The sequence below is a fragment of the Bradyrhizobium sp. Leaf396 genome, from assembly GCF_001424605.1.
Taxonomy (GTDB): domain Bacteria; phylum Pseudomonadota; class Alphaproteobacteria; order Rhizobiales; family Xanthobacteraceae; genus Bradyrhizobium; species Bradyrhizobium japonicum_C.
On record NZ_LMQJ01000026.1, the window covers coordinates 1 to 17,905 of the forward strand.

Annotated in this window: 13 protein-coding genes; 8 read left to right on the forward strand and 5 right to left on the reverse strand. The window is 64.6% G+C overall.

The features are described 5' to 3' along the window. The first annotated feature begins 238 nt into the window (after positions 1-238). Positions 239-1,744: a glycerol kinase GlpK gene (glpK, locus tag ASG57_RS22810; protein WP_024340572.1), complete on the forward strand. Its 1,506-nt coding sequence runs from the start codon at positions 239-241 to the stop codon at positions 1,742-1,744. A gap of 231 nt (positions 1,745-1,975) precedes the next feature. Beyond that, complete coding sequence (locus ASG57_RS22815) at positions 1,976-2,569, forward strand: GNAT family N-acetyltransferase (protein ID WP_024340571.1); 594 nt, start codon at positions 1,976-1,978, stop codon at positions 2,567-2,569. A 232-nt stretch (positions 2,570-2,801) separates the two neighbouring features. On the opposite strand, the gene ASG57_RS22820 is transcribed toward ASG57_RS22815, so the two are convergent. Further along, the gene (locus tag ASG57_RS22820) at positions 2,802-3,785 is read right to left on the reverse strand and encodes a threonine/serine dehydratase (RefSeq protein WP_080654895.1); all 984 of its coding nucleotides are present in this window, start codon (positions 3,783-3,785) and stop codon (positions 2,802-2,804) included. Between the two features lie 27 nt (positions 3,786-3,812). Between ASG57_RS22820 and ASG57_RS22825 the strand changes: the two genes are divergently transcribed. After that, on the forward strand, positions 3,813-4,115 hold the full coding sequence (locus tag ASG57_RS22825) for an ArsR/SmtB family transcription factor (RefSeq protein WP_024340569.1): 303 nt from the start codon (positions 3,813-3,815) through the stop codon (positions 4,113-4,115). A gap of 138 nt (positions 4,116-4,253) precedes the next feature. Beyond that, complete coding sequence (locus ASG57_RS22830; protein WP_024340568.1) at positions 4,254-4,883, forward strand: glutathione S-transferase family protein; 630 nt, start codon at positions 4,254-4,256, stop codon at positions 4,881-4,883. Between the two features lie 346 nt (positions 4,884-5,229). On the opposite strand, the gene metH is transcribed toward ASG57_RS22830, so the two are convergent. Continuing rightward, a complete protein-coding gene (metH, locus tag ASG57_RS22835) occupies positions 5,230-9,075 on the reverse strand; it encodes a methionine synthase (protein WP_024340567.1) in 3,846 nt (1,281 codons plus the stop codon). Between the two features lie 7 nt (positions 9,076-9,082). Then, the gene (metF, locus tag ASG57_RS22840) at positions 9,083-9,994 is read right to left on the reverse strand and encodes a methylenetetrahydrofolate reductase [NAD(P)H] (RefSeq protein WP_024340566.1); all 912 of its coding nucleotides are present in this window, start codon (positions 9,992-9,994) and stop codon (positions 9,083-9,085) included. Between the two features lie 360 nt (positions 9,995-10,354). Between metF and ASG57_RS22845 the strand changes: the two genes are divergently transcribed. After that, positions 10,355-11,371: an LLM class flavin-dependent oxidoreductase gene (locus ASG57_RS22845; protein ID WP_024340565.1), complete on the forward strand. Its 1,017-nt coding sequence runs from the start codon at positions 10,355-10,357 to the stop codon at positions 11,369-11,371. Between the two features lie 130 nt (positions 11,372-11,501). Here the strand turns inward: ASG57_RS22845 and ASG57_RS22850 are convergent, their stop codons facing one another. Together ASG57_RS22850 and ASG57_RS22855 are read right to left on the reverse strand one after the other, a co-directional pair. Next, positions 11,502-12,359 carry a prephenate dehydratase gene (locus ASG57_RS22850; protein ID WP_024340564.1) on the reverse strand — a complete coding sequence of 286 codons (858 nt, stop codon included), beginning with the start codon at positions 12,357-12,359 and terminating at the stop codon, positions 11,502-11,504. Between the two features lie 21 nt (positions 12,360-12,380). Further along, entirely contained in the window at positions 12,381-13,121 is a 741-nt protein-coding gene (locus ASG57_RS22855; protein ID WP_024340563.1) for a 3-deoxy-manno-octulosonate cytidylyltransferase, read from the reverse strand. Between the two features lie 218 nt (positions 13,122-13,339). Here ASG57_RS22855 and ASG57_RS22860 point away from each other — a divergent pair, with 218 nt between their 5' ends. The 3 genes from ASG57_RS22860 to ASG57_RS22870 all read left to right on the forward strand — a co-directional run bounded on the left by ASG57_RS22860 (position 13,340) and on the right by ASG57_RS22870 (position 17,903). Further along, complete coding sequence (locus ASG57_RS22860) at positions 13,340-13,894, forward strand: c-type cytochrome (RefSeq protein ID WP_024340562.1); 555 nt, start codon at positions 13,340-13,342, stop codon at positions 13,892-13,894. Between the two features lie 209 nt (positions 13,895-14,103). Further along, a complete protein-coding gene (locus ASG57_RS22865) occupies positions 14,104-16,005 on the forward strand; it encodes an extracellular solute-binding protein (RefSeq protein WP_024340561.1) in 1,902 nt (633 codons plus the stop codon). A 14-nt stretch (positions 16,006-16,019) separates the two neighbouring features. After that, positions 16,020-17,903 carry an extracellular solute-binding protein gene (locus ASG57_RS22870; protein ID WP_024340560.1) on the forward strand — a complete coding sequence of 628 codons (1,884 nt, stop codon included), beginning with the start codon at positions 16,020-16,022 and terminating at the stop codon, positions 17,901-17,903. The last annotated feature ends 2 nt before the right edge of the window (positions 17,904-17,905 follow it).

Below are 17,905 nucleotides of genomic sequence, written 5' to 3' on the forward strand. Positions count from 1 at the left end.
AAGGATTCTATAACCGGACAAGGCTCCATTCCGCACTCGGATATATCCCCCCGATCGAGATGGAGCTAAAAGCCGCTTAACCCGTCCACTTTATCGGGGGAAGATCAGCGCTCCATGCGAGCCGACCCTCCCCCTCCGGGGAGGGTTAAGAGGCAGTCCGCCTTGACCTGTCGAACGCAATCCCGTTTTCTCTGCCCGACATAACGACCTTTCCGGAAACACGCCAAGGGACCCTGCCATGTCTTTCGTCCTCGCCATCGACCAGGGCACCACCTCCTCGCGCGCCATCGTGTTTCGCGGCGACATTTCCATCGCGGCGAAGGCGCAAGCCGAGTTCCCGCAGCATTTCCCCGCTTCGGGCTGGGTCGAGCACGAGCCCGAGGACATCTGGACCTCGACCGTGATGGTCTGCCGGGAGGCCATCGCGCAGGCCGGCATCGGCGCAAAGGACATCGCCGCGATCGGCATCACCAATCAGCGCGAGACCACCGTGGTGTGGGACCGCGCCACCGGCCAGGCCGTGCACCGCGCCATCGTCTGGCAGGACCGCCGCACCGCCGACATCTGCGCCAGGCTGAAAGCCGACGGCCGCGAGCCCGTGATCTCGCAGAAGACCGGCCTGATCATCGATCCCTATTTCTCCGGAACGAAAGTCGCATGGATCCTCGACCACGTGCCCGGCGCCCGCGCGCGCGCCGCGCGCGGCGAATTGATGTTCGGCACCGTCGATTGCTACCTGCTCTGGCGCCTCACCGGCGGCAAGGTGCACGCCACCGACGCCACCAATGCCTCGCGCACGCTGCTGTTCAACATCCACACCGGCCAGTGGGACGACGAGCTGCTGGAGATCATCGGCGTGCCGCGCTCGATGCTGCCCGAGGTGAAGGATTCCTCCGCGCGCTTCGGCGAGAGCACGCCCGACCTGTTCGGCGGCCCGATCGCCATCTCCGGCATCGCCGGCGACCAGCAGGCCGCCACCATCGGCCAGGCCTGCTTCCGCCCGGGCATGATGAAGTCCACCTACGGCACCGGCTGCTTCGCGTTGCTCAACACCGGCACCACGCCGGTCGTGTCGAAGAACAAGCTGCTCACCACCGTCGCCTATCAGCTCGACGGCAAGCGCACCTACGCGCTGGAAGGCTCGATCTTCGTGGCAGGATCGGCGGTGCAATGGCTGCGCGACGGCCTCGGCATCATCAAGCACGCCGCCGAGACCGGACCTCTCGCCGACCAGTCCGATTCCATGCAGAGCGTCTATCTCGTCCCGGCCTTCGTCGGCATGGGCGCGCCCTATTGGAATCCGCGCGTGCGCGGCGCGCTGTTCGGCCTCACCCGCAACACCGGCCCCGCCGAGCTCGCCCATGCCGCGCTGGAAAGCGTCTGCTACCAGACCTACGACCTCTGGGCCGCGATGCGCGCGGACTGGCCGAGCTCGGAAACCGCCAGCGTCGTGCTCCGCGTCGACGGCGGCATGACCGCCTCCGACTGGACCATGCAGCGCCTCGCCGATCTGCTCGATGCGCCGGTCGATCGCCCCGTCATCCAGGAAACCACGGCGTTGGGCGCCGCCTATCTCGCCGGCCTCAATGCCGGCGTCTATCCCGAGCCGACCAGGTTCGCCGACAACTGGCGCCTCGAGCACCGCTTCAAGCCGAACATGAGCAAGGCGACGAGGGAGCGGAAGCTCGCGGGCTGGGCGAGGGCGGTGAAAGGCGTGCTGGCGAGCGACGAGGGGGAGGGGTAGGGGCAAATGTCGTAGCCAGGATGGAGCGCAGCGCAATCCGGGACCGCTGTCGCGATGCGCGCGCAACTGCCTCCGTCGTCATTGCGAGGAGCTCTTGCGACGAAGCAATCCAGACTACCTCCGCGGAAAGACTCTGGATTGCTTCGCTTCGCTCGCAATGACGGAGTGTGGCGCCGCTGTCGTTTCTTACGGCGTCGCCCACTTTCTCATTGCGAAAGGAAGCAACGGACCATGATCCTCCCCGACGGCTATTCCGACGTCCCCGCCGGCAAGATCGCCGCAATCGTCACTCATCTGGAGATGACCGCGCCCCCTCCGCGCCGCGACGATCCCCCCGGCACCTGGACCCTGCGCAAGGTCGATAGGCCCGCGCTTCCCTGGTACCGCGACATCTTCCGCCGCGTCGGCGAGGACTGGCTGTGGTTCTCGCGCGCCCGCATGACTGACGCCGAGCTCGCTGCGATCATCCACGCGCCTGGAATCGAGGTCTACGCCCTCGTCCTCGACGGTCGCGACGAAGGCCTGCTGGAGCTGGACTTCCGCCAGCCCGGCCAGTGCGAGCTGACCTATTTCGGCGTCACCGCCCCCTTGATCGGCACCGGCGCCGCCCGCTTCCTGATGAACCGCGCGCTGGAGATTGCGTGGTCACGCGACGTCCGCCGCGTCTGGGTCCACACCTGCACGCTCGACCATCCTTCCGCCGTCGCGTTCTATCAGCGCTCCGGCTTCCGCGCGTTCCGCCGCCAGATCGAGATCGCCGACGACCCGCGCCTCGACGGCACCGTGCCGCGGGACGCGGCGCGGCATGTGCCGATCATCGAGTGATGTGCGTCTCTCTTTCCGCCGTCATTGCGAGGAGCTCTTGCGACGAAGCAATCCAGGCTGTCTCTGCGGAAAGATTCTGGATCGCTTCGCGGAGCCTGTCATCGGTCCCGCACCTGCGCGGACCCGCTGGCTCGCAATGACACGTGAGGTGCCGTCCTCCTTCCGCCGATCCGATGCGCGGTGCGGCCAAACTTCAGGATCAGTCCGCGTGGTGCCTTTAAGCCATTCCCAATCAACTATCGAAATGCACCGCATTGGTGTTGGCGCCGCAGACCAGAACCGCGACGCGCTCGGTGGGTGAGGGACGATAGCGGCCGGAGAGCACCGCGGCGAAGGCGGCTGCGCCGCCGGGTTCGGCCACGAGGCGCAAGTGCGACCACAGCGCGGCCTGGGCCTGCCGGATCGCATCGTCGCTGACCAGAACGACGCGCTCGACATGGGCGCGCGCGAGCGGAAACATCAGTCCTCCGACGCGCCGCGGCGCAAGGCTGTCGGCGGCGAGACCGCCGGCCGGCGCATCGACCGGCGCGCCGGCCTCGAACGCGGCGTGCAGGGTTGGCGATTGCTCCGGCTCGACCGCGACGATGCGTGTCCTGCCGGCGTACCACGCCGCAATGCCGCCGATCAGCCCGCCGCCGCCGACCGCCACCAGCAGCGTGTCGATGCGGGGCGCGTCCTGCTCCAGCTCCAACCCGACGCTGCCCTGGCCGAGCAGGGTTTCGGCCTGATCGTAGGCATGGACGGCCAGCGCACCGGTCTGCGCGACGTGCGCCTCGCTCGCGGCGAGCGCATCGGCGTAGCGGCTGCCCGCGATCACGAGCTTTGCGCCGTAGGTCCTGATCCGCTCGGCCTTGGCCGGCGAGGTGATGTCGGGCACGAAGATCGTGGCGGGAATGCCGAGTCGCTGCGCCGCATAGGCGACAGCCGCGCCGTGATTGCCGCCGGATGCGGCGACGACACCGGCCTGCGGCACCTGCCGCAGCAGCAGGTTGGCGAAGGCGCCGCGCGCCTTGAACGATCCGGAATGCTGCAGCATCTCGAGCTTGAAAGTGACGGGTGCGGCCGGCAGGCCGAAATCGGAGAGATCGGCCCGAAGCAGCGGCGTGCGCCTGATATGCGGACGGATGAGGGCTTCGGTCGCCGCAATCCGCTCCCGCGTGATGTCCATTGTCGCTGTCATGATGCCGTCCAGGATACCGCAAGGAAACGTTGACATCAATTAGGTAATTAGCAAAATGGCTAAATGAAATTTGCCGTTGCCTTGCGCGCGCTCGCCAACGAACGCCGCCTGCAGATCCTGGAATGGCTGCGGGATCCGCGGAAGCATTTTCGCGAGCAGGCCGATGGCGACCTGGTCGAGGACGGCGTTTGCGGCTTGCTGATTGCCGAAAAGCTGGGCGTCAGCGCCCCGACGGTGAGCGAGCATATGCGGGTGCTGACATCAGCCAAGCTGGTGCGCGCCAAGCGGATCAAGCAGTGGACGATGTACAAGCGCAACGAGACCGCCATCGCAGCCATCAAGCGCTCGATCCAGGACGGCCTTTGAGCGTGTCGCGCGTCAGGCCGTCGCGCGTCGTTGCAGCCGGTGCAATGCTCCATTTCCGAGATTCTTGTTGCGCCGCGACGAGCTGGTCGTGGAGACTGATCGGCCTGCCTCGTCCAACGACTGAGAAGAGCGAGAACCATGTTCCTGATCGGCCAATATGATTCCCCCTTCGTCCGCCGCGTCGCGATCGCGCTGAAGCTTTACGGCATCTCCTTCGAGCACAGGCCGTGGTCGACCTTCGGCGATGCCGACAAGATCGCGCCCTATAACCCGCTGCGCCGCGTGCCGACGCTGGTGCTCGACGACGGCGAGGCGCTGATCGAGAGCACGATCATCCTCGATTATCTCGACGAGCTCGTTGGTCCCGACCAGGCGATGCTGCCGCGCGGCGGCGCCGATCGACGCAGACACTTGCGCATCTGCGCGCTCGCCTCCGGCCTCGGCGACAAGGCGGTGAGCCTGCTCTACGAGCGCGTGCTGCGGAAGGAGCAGCTCGCGCTGTGGGTCGAGCGGTGTCAGGCGCAGATCGCGGATGTGCTCGCGGTGCTGGAAGCCGAGCGCGCGGGGGTGACGACGCCGTATTGGCTGGGCGGCCGCATCGGCCATGCCGACGTCGCGGTCGCCTGCGTCGTCCGCTTCACCCGCGAGGCGCATCCGCAGCTGTTCGACGCGGCACGTTATCCCGCGCTTGCGGCACATGCCGAACGTTGCGAGGCATTGGCCCCGTTCCAGGAGATCGTGCAGCCGCTGGCGCCGCCGAAGGGATGAGGGCTCTTACCCTCCCCTGGGTCGATCGCGCGAAGCGCGAGCGGGTGGGGTGATCTCTCCACACGGGCAGCGCTCCGCGGAGAGACCGTCACCCCACCTCGGTCCGCATTCCGCTTCGCTGCACACGAACCGTTCCTCCCCCTCCAGGGGAGGATGGGCATCGTGCATGTGGGAGGGTACATCCGCCGCCTTTGTGTCACCGCGTGTGGCAGCCCGATGATGCAATACTACCCCTGTTTTGCCCGACGCCGCAACGCGTTTTTCGGCAAGGCCGAAATTGTCCGGCCTTTTCAACCCCATCGCTACTGTGCATGGGGTTGTTTTCGAGCTTTGAGTTTCGGCGCGCCTATCCCACCCCGGCGCGCTTCTTCTGCCAGACGAGGTGCACCGCGCAGGTGCAGCCCGGCGGATGCGAGGCGAGGTCGTTTGACGGCTCGTCATTCGCAGGCGTTGCCGCGAAGGCCTTGTCCTGTTGCGAGGGGATGTAGTTCAGCACCGGGGCCAGCCAGCGCTCGGCTTCCGCAATGCTCATGCCCTTGCGCGCGGCGTAGTCCTCGACCTGGTCGCGCTCGATCTTGCCGACGCCGAAATAATAGCTCTCGGGGCTGGCGAAATAGAGCCCGGAGACGGACGAGCCCGGCCACATCGCAAAGCTCTCGGTCAGCTTCACGCCGGCCGTGGTCTCGGCATCGAGCAGCTCGAACAGCGTTGCCTTCTCGGTGTGATCAGGCTGCGCGGGATAGCCGGGCGCGGGGCGGATGCCTTGGTACTTCTCCAGGATCAGCTCTTCGCTCGAGAGCGCCTCGTCCGGCGCGTAGGCCCAGAACTCGCGGCGCACGCGGGCATGCATGCGTTCGGCGAACGCCTCGGCGAGGCGGTCGGCGAGCGCCTTGCACAGGATCGAGGAATAGTCGTCATTGGCGCTTCTGAAGCGGTCGGCCACGGCATCCTCGCCGATCCCGGCCGTGACGACGAAGCCGCCGATATAGTCGGGAATGCCGGCGGGCGCGATGAAGTCGGAGAGCGCGGCGTTGAAGCGGCCCTCGCGCTTCTCCAACTGCTGGCGCAGCGTGTGCAGCGTCGCAATCGGCCTGGTCCGGCTCTCGTCGGCATAGAGCACGATGTCGTCGCCTTGCGCATTGGCCGGCCAGAAGCCGATCGTCGCACGCGCCCGGAACCATTTCTCCCTGACGATGGTGTCGAGCATCTTGCGCGCATCGTCATAGAGCGAGCGCGCGACCTCGCCGACCTTGGCGTCATCGAGGATGGCGGGGAAGCGTCCCGCGAGCTCCCAGGTCTGGAAGAACGGCGTCCAGTCGATATACGGCACGAGCTCGGCGAGATCGTACTCGTCGAAGCTCCTGATGCCGAGGAAGGTCGGCTTCACCGGCTTGCTCTTGGCGAAGTCGACCGGCACCCGGTTGGCGCGGGCGTCGGCCAGCTTCAGACGCTTCTTGTCGGCCTGCGCGCGCAGATGCGCTTCCGAGATCTTGGCGTATTCGGCGCGCACCTCGGCGGCATAGGCCTCGCGCTTCTCCGGCGAGAGCAGCGCGGAGGCAACGCCGACGGCGCGGCTGGCGTCGTTGACGTGCACGACCGGTCCGGCGCGATAGCTCGGGTCGATCTTGACGGCGGTATGCACGCGGCTGGTGGTGGCGCCGCCGATCAGGAGCGGCAGCTTCAGGCCCTCGCGCTGCAGCTCGCCGGCGAAGAACGCCATCTCGTCCAGCGAGGGCGTGATCAGGCCCGACAGCCCGACGATGTCGGCCTTCTCTGCCTTCACGGTCTCGACGATCTTTGCCGCGGGCACCATCACGCCGAGGTCGATGACCTCGAAATTGTTGCACTGGAGCACGATGCCGACGATGTTCTTGCCGATGTCGTGGACGTCGCCCTTGACCGTCGCGAGCACGATCTTGCCCGCGGACGAGGAGCCCTCCGTGCCGATGCCGTTCGCGAGGTTGCGCGCCTTCTCCTCCTCCATGAACGGCATGAGGTAAGCGACCGCCTGCTTCATGACACGGGCGGACTTCACCACCTGCGGCAGGAACATCTTGCCGTCGCCGAAGAGATCGCCGACGACGTTCATGCCGGCCATCAGCGGTCCCTCGATCACGTCGAGCGGGCGCGAGGACTTCTTGCGGGCTTCCTCGGTGTCCTGCTCGATGAACTCGGTGATGCCGTGCACCAGCGAATGCGACAGCCGCTTCTCCACCGGCCATTCGCGCCAGGCGAGATCTGCTTCCTTGCTTTCCGTCTTCTTGCCGCGGAATTTCTCCGCGAGCGCGAGCAGGCGCTCGGATGCGCCGGGATCGCGGTTGAGGACGACGTCCTCGCAGGTCTGCCGCAGCTCGGGGTCGATGTCGTCATAGACGATCATCTGCCCGGCATTGACGATGCCCATGTCCATGCCGGCCTTGATGGCGTGATACAGGAACACCGAGTGCATGGCCTCGCGCACCGGCTCGTTGCCGCGGAACGAGAACGACAGGTTCGAGACGCCGCCGGAGACATGCGCGCCCGGCAGGTTCTGCCGGATCCAGCGTGTGGCCTCGATGAAGTCGACGCCGTAATTGTTGTGCTCCTCGATGCCGGTCGCGATCGCGAAGATGTTGGGATCGAAGATGATGTCCTCGGGCGGGAAGCCGACCTTGTTCACCAGGATGTCGTAGGCGCGCTTGCAGATCTCGGTCTTGCGCGCGAACGTGTCGGCCTGGCCGACCTCGTCGAACGCCATCACCACGACCGCGGCGCCGTGGCGCCGGGCGATCTTGGCCTCAAGGATGAACTTCTCCTCGCCTTCCTTCATCGAGATCGAGTTGACGACCGGTTTGCCCTGCACGCATTTCAGGCCGGCCTCGATCACGGAGAATTTGGAGGAATCGACCATGACGGGGACGCGGGCGATGTCGGGCTCGGCGGCCACGAGGTTGAGGAAGGTCACCATCGCCGCTTCCGAGTCGAGCAGCCCCTCGTCCATGTTGACGTCGATGATCTGCGCGCCGTTCTCGACTTGTTCGCGCGCGACCTGCAGCGCGGCGGTGTAATCGCCTGATGTGATCAGCTTGCGGAAGCGGGCCGAGCCGGTGACGTTGGTGCGCTCGCCGACATTGACGAAAGGGATCGCATCCGTCAGCACGAAGGGCTCGAGGCCGGAGAGCCGCAGGCGTGGCTCGATTTCCGGCACCATGCGCGGCTTGTGCGGGGCGACCGCAGCCGCGATCGCCGCGATATGGTCCGGGGTGGTGCCGCAGCAGCCGCCGACGATATTGACGAGGCCGTCGCAGGCGAACTCGGCGATCAGGCGCGCCATATATTCGGGCGTCTCGTCATACTGGCCGAACTCGTTGGGCAGGCCGGCGTTCGGATAGGCGCACACCAGCGTGTCGGCGACACGGCCGATGTCGGCAATATGGGCACGCAGGTCCTCGGCGCCGAGCGCGCAGTTGAAGCCGATGGTGATGGGCTTGGCGTGCCGCACCGAATTCCAGAACGCCTCCGGCATCTGGCCCGAGAGCAGGCGGCCGGACTTGTCGGTGATGGTGCCGGAGACCATCACAGGCATGTCGATGCCGAGCTCCTCGGTGATCTCGGCGATCGCATAGAGCGCCGCCTTGGCGTTGAGCGTATCGAAGATGGTCTCGACCAGCAGCAGATCGACGCCGCCGTCGATCAGGCCGCGGATCTGCTCGCCATAGGATTTGCGTAGGTCGTCGAAGGTGACGGCGCGATAGCCGGGATTGGAAACGTCGGGCGAGATCGATGCGGTGCGGTTGGTGGGCCCGATGGCACCGGCGACGAAGCGCGGCTTGCCGTCTTCCGCCTCGACGCGCCGCGCGGCATTGCCGGCGAGGCGGGCGCCTTCGCGCGCCATCTCGTAGACGATGTCGGTGAGATCGTAATCGGCCTGCGCGATCGAGGTCGTGGAGAAGGTGTTGGTCGCGACGATGTCGGCGCCGGCACGCAGATAGGCGGCGTGGATGTCCTCGATCGCCTGCGGCTGGGTCAGGATCAACAGGTCGTTGTTGCCGCGGAGATCGCGGTGGAAGTTCTTGAAGCGCTCGCCGCGGAAGGCAGCTTCGTCAAGCTGGAGGTTCTGGATCATCGTGCCCATGGCGCCGTCGAGCACGAGAATGCGCTCGCGGGCGGCAGCGAGGAGGGCGGTTCGCTTGGGCGAAGTGGTTACGGTCATTTTTCTGTTACGCAGCCTTCTGGGCGCTCTTGGCGCGAATGCCGAGCAAATGGCTGATCGCGAACACGAGATCGGCGCGGTTCATGGTGTAGAAATGGAAGGTGTCGACGCCGTGCTTGGCGAGCTTCTGCACCTGGCCGGCCGCCACGGTCGCGGCCACCAGCTTGCGCGTCTCGGCGTCGTCGTCGAGGCCCTCGAACTTCGCGGCGAACCAGTCCGGCACGGTGGTGCCGGCGCGGGTGACGAAATTGCGTGCCTGCTTGAAGTTGTGCATGGGCATGATGCCCGGCACGATGGGGATGTCGATGCCGCGGGCGCGGACGCGGTCGAGATAGCGGAAGTAGAGGTCGTTATCGAAGAACACCTGCGTGATGGCACGGGTCGCGCCGGCATCGACCTTGGCCTTCAGCGTGTCGATGTCGGCGTCGAAGTCGCGCGCCTCGGGATGCTTCTCGGGATATGCGGAAACGGAGATTTCGATGTCGCCATGCCGCTTCTTGATTCCGGCGACGAGCTCGGCCGAGCTCTGGTAGCCGTCGGGATGGCTTGAATAGGGCGTGCCAATGCCGCCGACGGGATCACCGCGCAAGGCCACGATGTGGCGGACGCCGACCTCGTGATAGCGGTCGACGATCTCGTCGATCTCTCCGCGTGCGGCGCCGACGCAGGTCAGATGCGCGGCCGGCAGCAGCGCGGTCTCCTTGAGGATGCGGGCGATGGTGGAATGGGTGCGCTCGCGGGTGGAGCCGCCGGCGCCGTAGGTCACGGAGACGAATTTCGGCTCGAGCGGAGCCAGCCGGTTGATGGTCTCCCAGAGATTGCGCTCCATCTCCTCGGTCTTGGGCGGAAAGAATTCGAAGGAGATCGCAGGCCGCTTCAGGTGCCCGTTGGCTGTCACAGGCGTCGTCACGTCAGTCATGGCACCACTCACTCCATTCAGGCGGCGGCCGGGGTCTACCTTGGAGAGCCTAAGATACGGCAAAGGAAGAATCGCCGACAGCCCATCGAAGATGGGAAATTGCCCACTATGGCGTTATTTAAACGGTCTGAGTTGGTTGATGAAGCGGGAGTGGGAAGGGTGTTCGATAGCAGAGTAACTTAAATGCCCGAGATTTCGAGATCCTTGGCTTCTGGTTTCGAAGTGGGCAGAATAATCAGATTGCTTTTCTGAATCGATTGTCCCAACTGAGGTCTTCAGCATTGCTCGCAGGTTCATACACGTCAGGCCTGCGCAGGCTGCCCATTGCCGCCGCGCGGGCCTTCATTACGTTAACGCGCCATGATTCCGCTCTCAGTCCTCGACCTCTCGGTCGTCACCACCGGCACCAAGCCCGCTGCGGCGCTGCGCAACAGCATCGATCTGGCGCGCCATGTCGATGGGCTCGGCTATGTCCGCTACTGGCTGGCCGAGCATCACAACCTCGCCTCGGTCGCGAGCCCCGCGCCCGATGTCATGATCGGGCAGATCGCGGCGGTGACGAAGCACCTGCGCGTCGGCTCCGGCGGGGTCATGCTGCCCAACCACGCCCCGCTTGTGGTTGCCGAGCGCTTCAAGATGCTGGAGGCGCTGTTTCCCGGCCGGATCGATCTCGGTCTCGGTCGCGCCCCGGGCACCGATGGCGCCACGGCTTACGCGCTGCGCAGCCGGCTTGATCGCCGCGAGGGTGACGATTTCCTGGAGCGGCTGCACGAGTTGATCTTGTGGGAGACCCGCGAATTCCCGGCGGGCCATCCCTACAACACCGTCGTCGCGATGCCCGACGATACAAAACTGCCGCCGATCTGGCTGCTCGGCTCCAGCGACTATTCCTCCGAGCTGGCCGCCCAGGTCGGCATGGGCTTCGCCTTCGCCCATCATTTCGCGTCCCACGACGCGATCGATGCGATGGTGCATTACCGCAATCGTTTTCAGCCCTCAGCCTGGCGTGCGACTCCGCATGCCATTCTTGCGGTCGCCGTCATTGCGGCGGATACCGACGAGGAGGCAGAAAGACTCGCCTCTTCCTTCGACCTCAACCGCCTTCGTCGTGACCGCGGGCAGTATCTTCCCCTGCCCAGCGTGGAGGAGGCGATGGCCTATCCATATACGGATTCCGAGCGCGCCTCGATCCTGCGCAACCGCTCGCGCCTCTTCGTCGGCAGCCCTGCGACGGTGCAGAAGAAGCTACAGCCGCTGATTTTCGCAAGCAAGCCGGACGAGCTCATGGTGATCACGGCCGTGTATGACCATGAGGCGCGGAAGAAGTCCTACTCGCTGCTCGCGGAGGCCTTTGGGGCCGCCAAGAGCGCGGCTTAGAGGGGCTCCTCCCGCTCCGGACGCGACGCAGCTCCCCTTCGCCGGCGCGCTGCCGAGTCGAGGTCCATCGCTCTCCGGGGCTTGCGGCTTCTCGATCCCGGCTCGCGCTTCGCGCGTCCGGGACACGCAATCAGTCCTGCGTCTCGCTGAACGTCGCGCGGAACGGATGGCCCGGATACACGCCGACGATGCGGAATTCGCGCGAGAAGAATTTCAGCTCCTCGATCGCAAAAGCGAGGCCCTTGTCCTCGGGATGACCCTCGACGTCGGCGTAGAACTGCGTGGCGAAGAAATTGCCGTCGACCATGTAGCTTTCGAGCTTGGTCATGTTGACGCCGTTGGTGGCGAAACCGCCGAGCGCCTTGTAGAGCGCGGCCGGCAGATTGCGCACCCGGAAGACGAACGTCGTGACCAGCGGGCTGGAGCCTTGGGTGGCCCATTTCGGCTCGCGCGCCAGCACCACGAAGCGCGTGGTGTTGTGGGCTTCGTCCTCGATGTCCTCGGCGAGGATGTCGAGACCGTAGATCTTGGCGGCGAGGCGCGAGGCGATGGCGGCCACCGTCTTGTCCTTGCGCTCGGAGATGTCACGAGCGCTGCCGGCGGTGTCGGCGTGCACGATCGGCTTGATACCGAGCTTGCGGATGATGCGCCGGCACTGGCCGAGCGCATGCACATGGCTCTCGACGCTCCTGATGTCTTCGAGCTTGGTGCCCTTTACCGCCATCAGCTGATGCCGGACCGGCAAAAACCATTCGCCGATGATGTAGAGGCCGGAGGCCGGCAGGAGGTGGTGGATGTCCGCAACGCGGCCTGCGACCGAATTCTCGATCGGGATCATGCCGAGATCGGCCTCGCCCGACGAGATCGCCGACAGCGCGTCCTCGAAGGTGGCGCAGGGCATCGGCTCGGCCTCGGGATAGGCCTCCACGATGGCGATGTGGGAATTGGCTCCGGATTCGCCCTGGAATGCGATCTTCATCTTGCTCATGATCGGCCTTGTAACAGCGGCTCAGGAATTGGAAAGGATGCTGCGGGCGGTTTCCAGGTCCGCCGGCGTATCGACCCCGCGGGGGACGGTATCGACGATGGTGAAATCGATGCGCATTCCGGCCTCCAGCGCGCGGAGCTGCTCGAGCTTCTCCTGCAACTCCAGGGGAGACGGCGGAAGTGAGACGTAGCGCTCAAGCGCAGCACGGCGATAGGCATAGAGGCCGATATGGTGGTAACGCGGTCCGTCCCCCGTCGGTGCGGTCGCGCGGGTAAAATAGAGTGCGCGCATCCGCCTGCCGCCGACCGAGGTTCCGATGGCCTTCACCACACTCGGAGCAAGGTCCTCCTCCTCGGTGTGGATCTGCGAGGCCAGGGTCGCGATGTCCACGGCCGAGTCTTGCAGGGGGGGCAACACCTCGCGGATATTGTCGACCGTGATGGTTGGGAAATCCCCCTGGAGATTGACCACGATCTCCGCTTTGCCTTCGGGATCGAGCTTCTGCATCGCCTCGTGGATGCGATCGGAGCCTGAGGGGTGGTCGGTGCGGGTCATCACCGCCTCGCCGCCATGCGCGGTGACCACGGAGGCGATCTCCGCGGTGTCCGTTGCGACCGCGACCCGGCCGATTGCAGCGGCCTCTGCGCGGCGCAGCACATGCACGATCATCGGTAATCCCGCGATATCGGCGAGCGGCTTGCCGGGCAGGCGGGTAGCGGCCATGCGGGCCGGGATCAACACCAGGATGCGGGGATCGATCATCGGGTTAAGAGCCTGGAAACGGGGCGTTTTCCACGCAGGGAAATGGCGCGGGAACGGTCTGAAAGCCGGGTCGCTTATACGGGTTGCCAGACCCCGGGCAAACCGATATCTCAATGGCAAAACTCGGGGAAACAATCAGGAACGCTTGATTCTCCCGAGGCTCGTCCTGGCGGCCGCTTGAGCCGCTATTTCCTTCTTGCGGTGGGGCCTGGCCGGAAATGGACTCTTTCGAACTCAACAAGATTCTCGGTGCCGTGTTCGGCACCTGCCTCGTTCTGCTGGTGACGAGCTTCACCGCCCAGGCGCTGTTCTCGCCGAAGATGCCGGAAAAACCGGGTTTCGAGATCGCAGTGAAGCAGGAGGCCGGTCCCGGCAAGGAAGGCGGCGCAGCGGCCGCGCCGTCCGAGCCGATCGAGAAGCTGCTCCAGACCGCCTCCGTCGAGAAGGGCGCGGCCGCCGCCAAGAAGTGCGGCGCCTGCCACACCTTCGAGAAGGGCGGCCCGAATCGGGTTGGTCCGAACCTCTTCGGCGTTGTCGGCGAGCCCAAGGGCCAGGGCCATGGTGGCTTCAACTTCTCGGCTGCCATGAAGGCCAAGGGCGGCAACTGGACCTTCGACGACCTCAACAAGTTCCTCGCCAATCCCAAGGGCTTCATTCCCGGTACCGCGATGGGCTTTGCCGGCATTGCCAAGGATTCCGAGCGCGCCGATATCATTGCCTATCTGAACTCGATGTCGGAGCATCCTCAGCCGTTGCCTACGGCGTCGAAGTAGGGCGCGAAAAACCCATCTGGATGGCGGCCAGGCTGAAAAGCTTGGCCGTTTCCTTATCCACACCTCGCGGGACGTGATCGGGGCGTTTGGCCGCATCGGATCGGCCATCCGGCCCTCCAAGATGAGGAAAAAGCAACGCGTATTCGGTCGAAACCTCGCCTATATTCGGCACTTAAAGGAGTAGCCTCCTTCAAGACAGGGATGTTGATTTGGCCATTACCCGACGCGATCTCCTGCTCACCGGCACTGCTGCCGCAGCGCTTCCCGTCCTTGGTTCCGTCGCGGGCGTTCCCGCCATCGGCCCAGCGCACGCCCAATCTCCCAGTGAGCTTCCCTGGCGCCACGCGCTGTCGCTATTTGGCAAGGTCAAGTACCCCGCCGACTTCAAGCGCTTCGACTACGTCAATCCGGACGCCCCCAAGGGCGGCATCGCGCGCCAGATCGCGGTTGGCACGTTCGATAATTTCAACATCGTGGTCTCGGGTGTGAAGGGGCAGGTCGCCGGTGCCGTTGCCTTCATCTATGAATCCCTCATGACACCCTCGCTTGACGAGGTCTCGACCGAATACGGCGCATTGGCCGAAGCCGTCAGCCATCCGGACGACTTCTCCTTCGTCATCTATCGCTTGCGGCCGCAGGCCAAGTGGCACGACGGCAAACCAGTTACTGCAGAGGACGTGATCTTCTCGCTCGAATCCTTCAAGAAGCATCATCCGATGTACTCGGCCTATTACAGCCATGTGGTGAAGGCCGAGAAGGTCGGTGAACGGGACGTCAAGTTCATCTTCGATGCCCCTGGCAACCGCGAACTGCCGCAGATCGTCGGGCAGCTCACCGTCTTGCCGAAGCATTGGTGGGAAGGGACGGACGCACAGGGACGCAAACGCGACGTCTCCGCCACCACGCTGGAAGTGCCGCTCGGTTCAGGTCCCTACAGGGTCAAGGAGTTCGTCGCGGGACGATCGATCGCACTGGAGCGCGTCAAGGATTATTGGGGCCGCGACCTTCCTGCGAATGTTGGCCGCAACAATTTCGACGAGCTGCGCTACGAATATTTCCGAGACGCCACCGTCGCGATCGAGGCGTTCAAGGCCGACCAGGTCGATTGGCGCACCGAGAACAGCGCGAAGAACTGGGCAACCGCCTACGACTTCCCGGCCGTGACGGATAAGCGGGTGATCCTCGAGGAATTCGTCAATCGCAGCTCGGGCGTGATGCAGGCCTTCGTGCCGAACCTGCGCCGCGCCAAGTTCAGCGACCCGCGCGTGCGCCGTGCGCTCAACTACGCGTTCGACTTCGAGGAGATGAACAAGCAGATCTTCTACGGCCAGTACAAGCGCATCAGCAGCTATTTCGATGGCATCGAAGACCTGATGGCAACCGGGCTGCCGCAAGGGAAGGAGCTCGAGATCCTCGAGACGGTCCGCGCTCAGGTCCCGCCCGAAGTCTTCACCACGGCGTATACCAATCCCGTCGGCGGCAGTCCGGAAGCGGTGCGCGAGAATCTTCGCGAGGCGCTGCGCCTGTTCAAAGAGGCTGGCTACGAGGTGCGGGAGCGCAAGCTGGTCGACGTCAAGACCGGCACCCAGTTTTCGCTGGAACTGCTGAATTCGGATCCGAGCTTCGAGCGGATCACGCTGTTCTACAAGCCTTCGCTGGAGCGACTCGGCATTGCCGTGAGCGTGCGGACGATCGATCCGACCCAATACGAGAACAGGACGCGCGAGTGGGATTTCGACATCGTCACCAATTCATGGGGCGAGTCGCAGTCGCCGGGCAATGAGCAGCGCGAGTTCTGGTCGTCCAAGACGGCCGACATCCCCGGCTCGCGCAACATTGCCGGTATCAAGAATCCGGCGATCGACAAGCTGATCGAGCGGGTGATCTATGCCACCGATCGCGATGATCTCGTCGCCGCGACCAAGGCGCTCGATCGCGTGCTGCTGTGGAATCACTACGTCGTACCGCAATGGACCTATAACAAGGTGCGCACCGCGCGCTGGGATCGCTTCGGCCGTCCGGCGGAATTGCCACGATACGGTCAGTCCGGCTTCCCGTTCATCTGGTGGTACGACGCAGACAAGGCGGCACGGATCGTAAAGAAGTCGTGAAGGATGTTTCCCGCATGACGCAGATGTCACGCCGCCATGTGCTGGCCCTGGGCGTTGGCGGCACCCTCGGGGCGTCCATTGGTGCGCCGTTGCGCAGCGCGCGTGCATCGGAAACCGCGACCGAGACGCACGGCATCTCGGCGTTCGGGGATCTCAAATATCCCGCCGATTTCCGCCATTTCGACTACGTCAATCCGGCGGCGCCTAAAGGCGGGACGTTCTCGCTGATCCCCTCCGTGCGCGCCTACAACCAGTCCTACCAGACTTTCAATTCGCTGAACGCCTTCATTCTGAAGGGCGACGGCGCGCAAGGCATGGACATGACGTTTTCGCCGCTGATGCTGCGCGCAAGCGACGAGCCGGACGCGATGTACGGTCTTGCCGCCAAGTCCGTGCAGATATCGCCGGATAAGCTGGTCTATCGCTATACGATGCGGCCGGAGGCGAAATTCCACGATGGCACGAAGCTCACTGCGCATGATGCGGCGTTTTCGCTGACGACTTTGAAGGCCAAGGGCCACCCTCTGATCATCGTGCAGATGCGTGACTTCGTGAGCGCGGAAGCCATCGATGATGCGACGCTCGTCGTCACCTTTGCCAAGGGACGCGCCCGCGACGTTCCACTCTATGTTGCCGGGCTGCCGATCTTTTCGAAAGCGTACTATGCGTCCCGGCCGTTCGATGAATCGACGCTGGATATTCCGCTCGGCTCCGGTCCGTACAAGGTCGGCAGGTTCGAGGTCAATCGCTACATCGAGTTCGAGCGCGTGAAGGACTGGTGGGCCGCCGATCTGCCGCCTTGCCGCGGAAGCTACAATTTCGACGTCGTGCGCTACGAGTTCTATCGCGACCGCGATGTCGCCTTTGAAGGCTTCACCGGCAAGAGCTATCTCTATCGCGAGGAGTTCACCTCGCGCCTCTGGGCGACACGCTATGATTTCCCGGCCGTGAAGGATGGCCGCGTCAAGATGGAGGTCGTGCCCGACGATACGCCGTCCGGTGCGCAAGGTTGGTTCATCAATACAAGGCGCGAGAAATTCAAGGACCCGCGCGTGCGCGAGGCCTTGATCAACGCTTTCGATTTCGAGTGGACCAACAAGACGATCATGTACGGCGCCTATGCCCGCACGGTGTCGCCTTTCCAGAACTCGGACCTCATGGCGGGCGATGCGCCGCCTTCGCCGGAAGAGCTGAAGCTGCTCGAGCCGTTTCGCGGCAAGGTTCCGGACGACGTCTTCACGGCACCGTTCACGCCGCCGGTCACGGACGGATCCGGGCAGGACCGGAGCCTGCTGCGCAAGGCGCAGCAATTGCTGACCGAGGCCGGTGTGGCGATCAAGGACGGCAAACGGATACTGCCGAACGGCGAGGTGTTCAGGATCGAGTTCCTGTTGGACGAGCCCTCCTTCCAGCCGCACCATGCACCCTACATCAAGAATCTCGCGACGCTCGGCATCGAAGCCAATGTGCGCCTCGTCGACGCGGTACAATACCGGGCGCGTCAGGATGATTTCGATTTCGACATGACGATCCAGCGCTTCAGCATGTCGGCGACGCCGGGAGACGCCATGCGCTCGTTCTTCTCGTCTCAGGTTGCGAATACCAAGGGCTCTTACAATTTGGCGGGCATCGCCAATCCGGCGATCGACGCCATGATCGAGAAGATCATGGCGGCTGACAGCCGCGAGGAACTGACCGTCGCCTGCCGCGCTTTCGATCGCCTGTTCCGCGCCGGCCGCTATTGGGTGCCGCAATGGTATAACAAGACGCACCGGCTGGCTTATTGGGATCAGTTTGGTCATCCGCCGAAGCTGCCGCGCTATGCCAACGGCGTCGGTGCGCCCGATATCTGGTGGCATGAGCCTGCCAAGGCGGCCAAGCTCGAGCAGGCGAAATAGCC

Excerpts from the sequence above, each read along its gene's own strand:
- glpK (WP_024340572.1), top strand. The coding sequence starts at position 239 with ATGTCTTTCGTCCTCGCCATCGACCAGGGCACCACCTCCTCGCGCGCC.
- ASG57_RS22815 (WP_024340571.1), top strand. The coding sequence starts at position 1,976 with ATGATCCTCCCCGACGGCTATTCCGACGTCCCCGCCGGCAAGATCGCC.
- ASG57_RS22820 (WP_080654895.1), bottom strand. The coding sequence starts at position 3,785 with ATGTCAACGTTTCCTTGCGGTATCCTGGACGGCATCATGACAGCGACA.
- ASG57_RS22825 (WP_024340569.1), top strand. The coding sequence starts at position 3,813 with ATGAAATTTGCCGTTGCCTTGCGCGCGCTCGCCAACGAACGCCGCCTG.
- ASG57_RS22830 (WP_024340568.1), top strand. The coding sequence starts at position 4,254 with ATGTTCCTGATCGGCCAATATGATTCCCCCTTCGTCCGCCGCGTCGCG.
- metH (WP_024340567.1), bottom strand. The coding sequence starts at position 9,075 with ATGACCGTAACCACTTCGCCCAAGCGAACCGCCCTCCTCGCTGCCGCC.
- metF (WP_024340566.1), bottom strand. The coding sequence starts at position 9,994 with ATGACTGACGTGACGACGCCTGTGACAGCCAACGGGCACCTGAAGCGG.
- ASG57_RS22845 (WP_024340565.1), top strand. The coding sequence starts at position 10,355 with ATGATTCCGCTCTCAGTCCTCGACCTCTCGGTCGTCACCACCGGCACC.
- ASG57_RS22850 (WP_024340564.1), bottom strand. The coding sequence starts at position 12,359 with ATGAGCAAGATGAAGATCGCATTCCAGGGCGAATCCGGAGCCAATTCC.
- ASG57_RS22855 (WP_024340563.1), bottom strand. The coding sequence starts at position 13,121 with ATGATCGATCCCCGCATCCTGGTGTTGATCCCGGCCCGCATGGCCGCT.
- ASG57_RS22860 (WP_024340562.1), top strand. The coding sequence starts at position 13,340 with ATGGACTCTTTCGAACTCAACAAGATTCTCGGTGCCGTGTTCGGCACC.
- ASG57_RS22870 (WP_024340560.1), top strand. The coding sequence starts at position 16,020 with ATGACGCAGATGTCACGCCGCCATGTGCTGGCCCTGGGCGTTGGCGGC.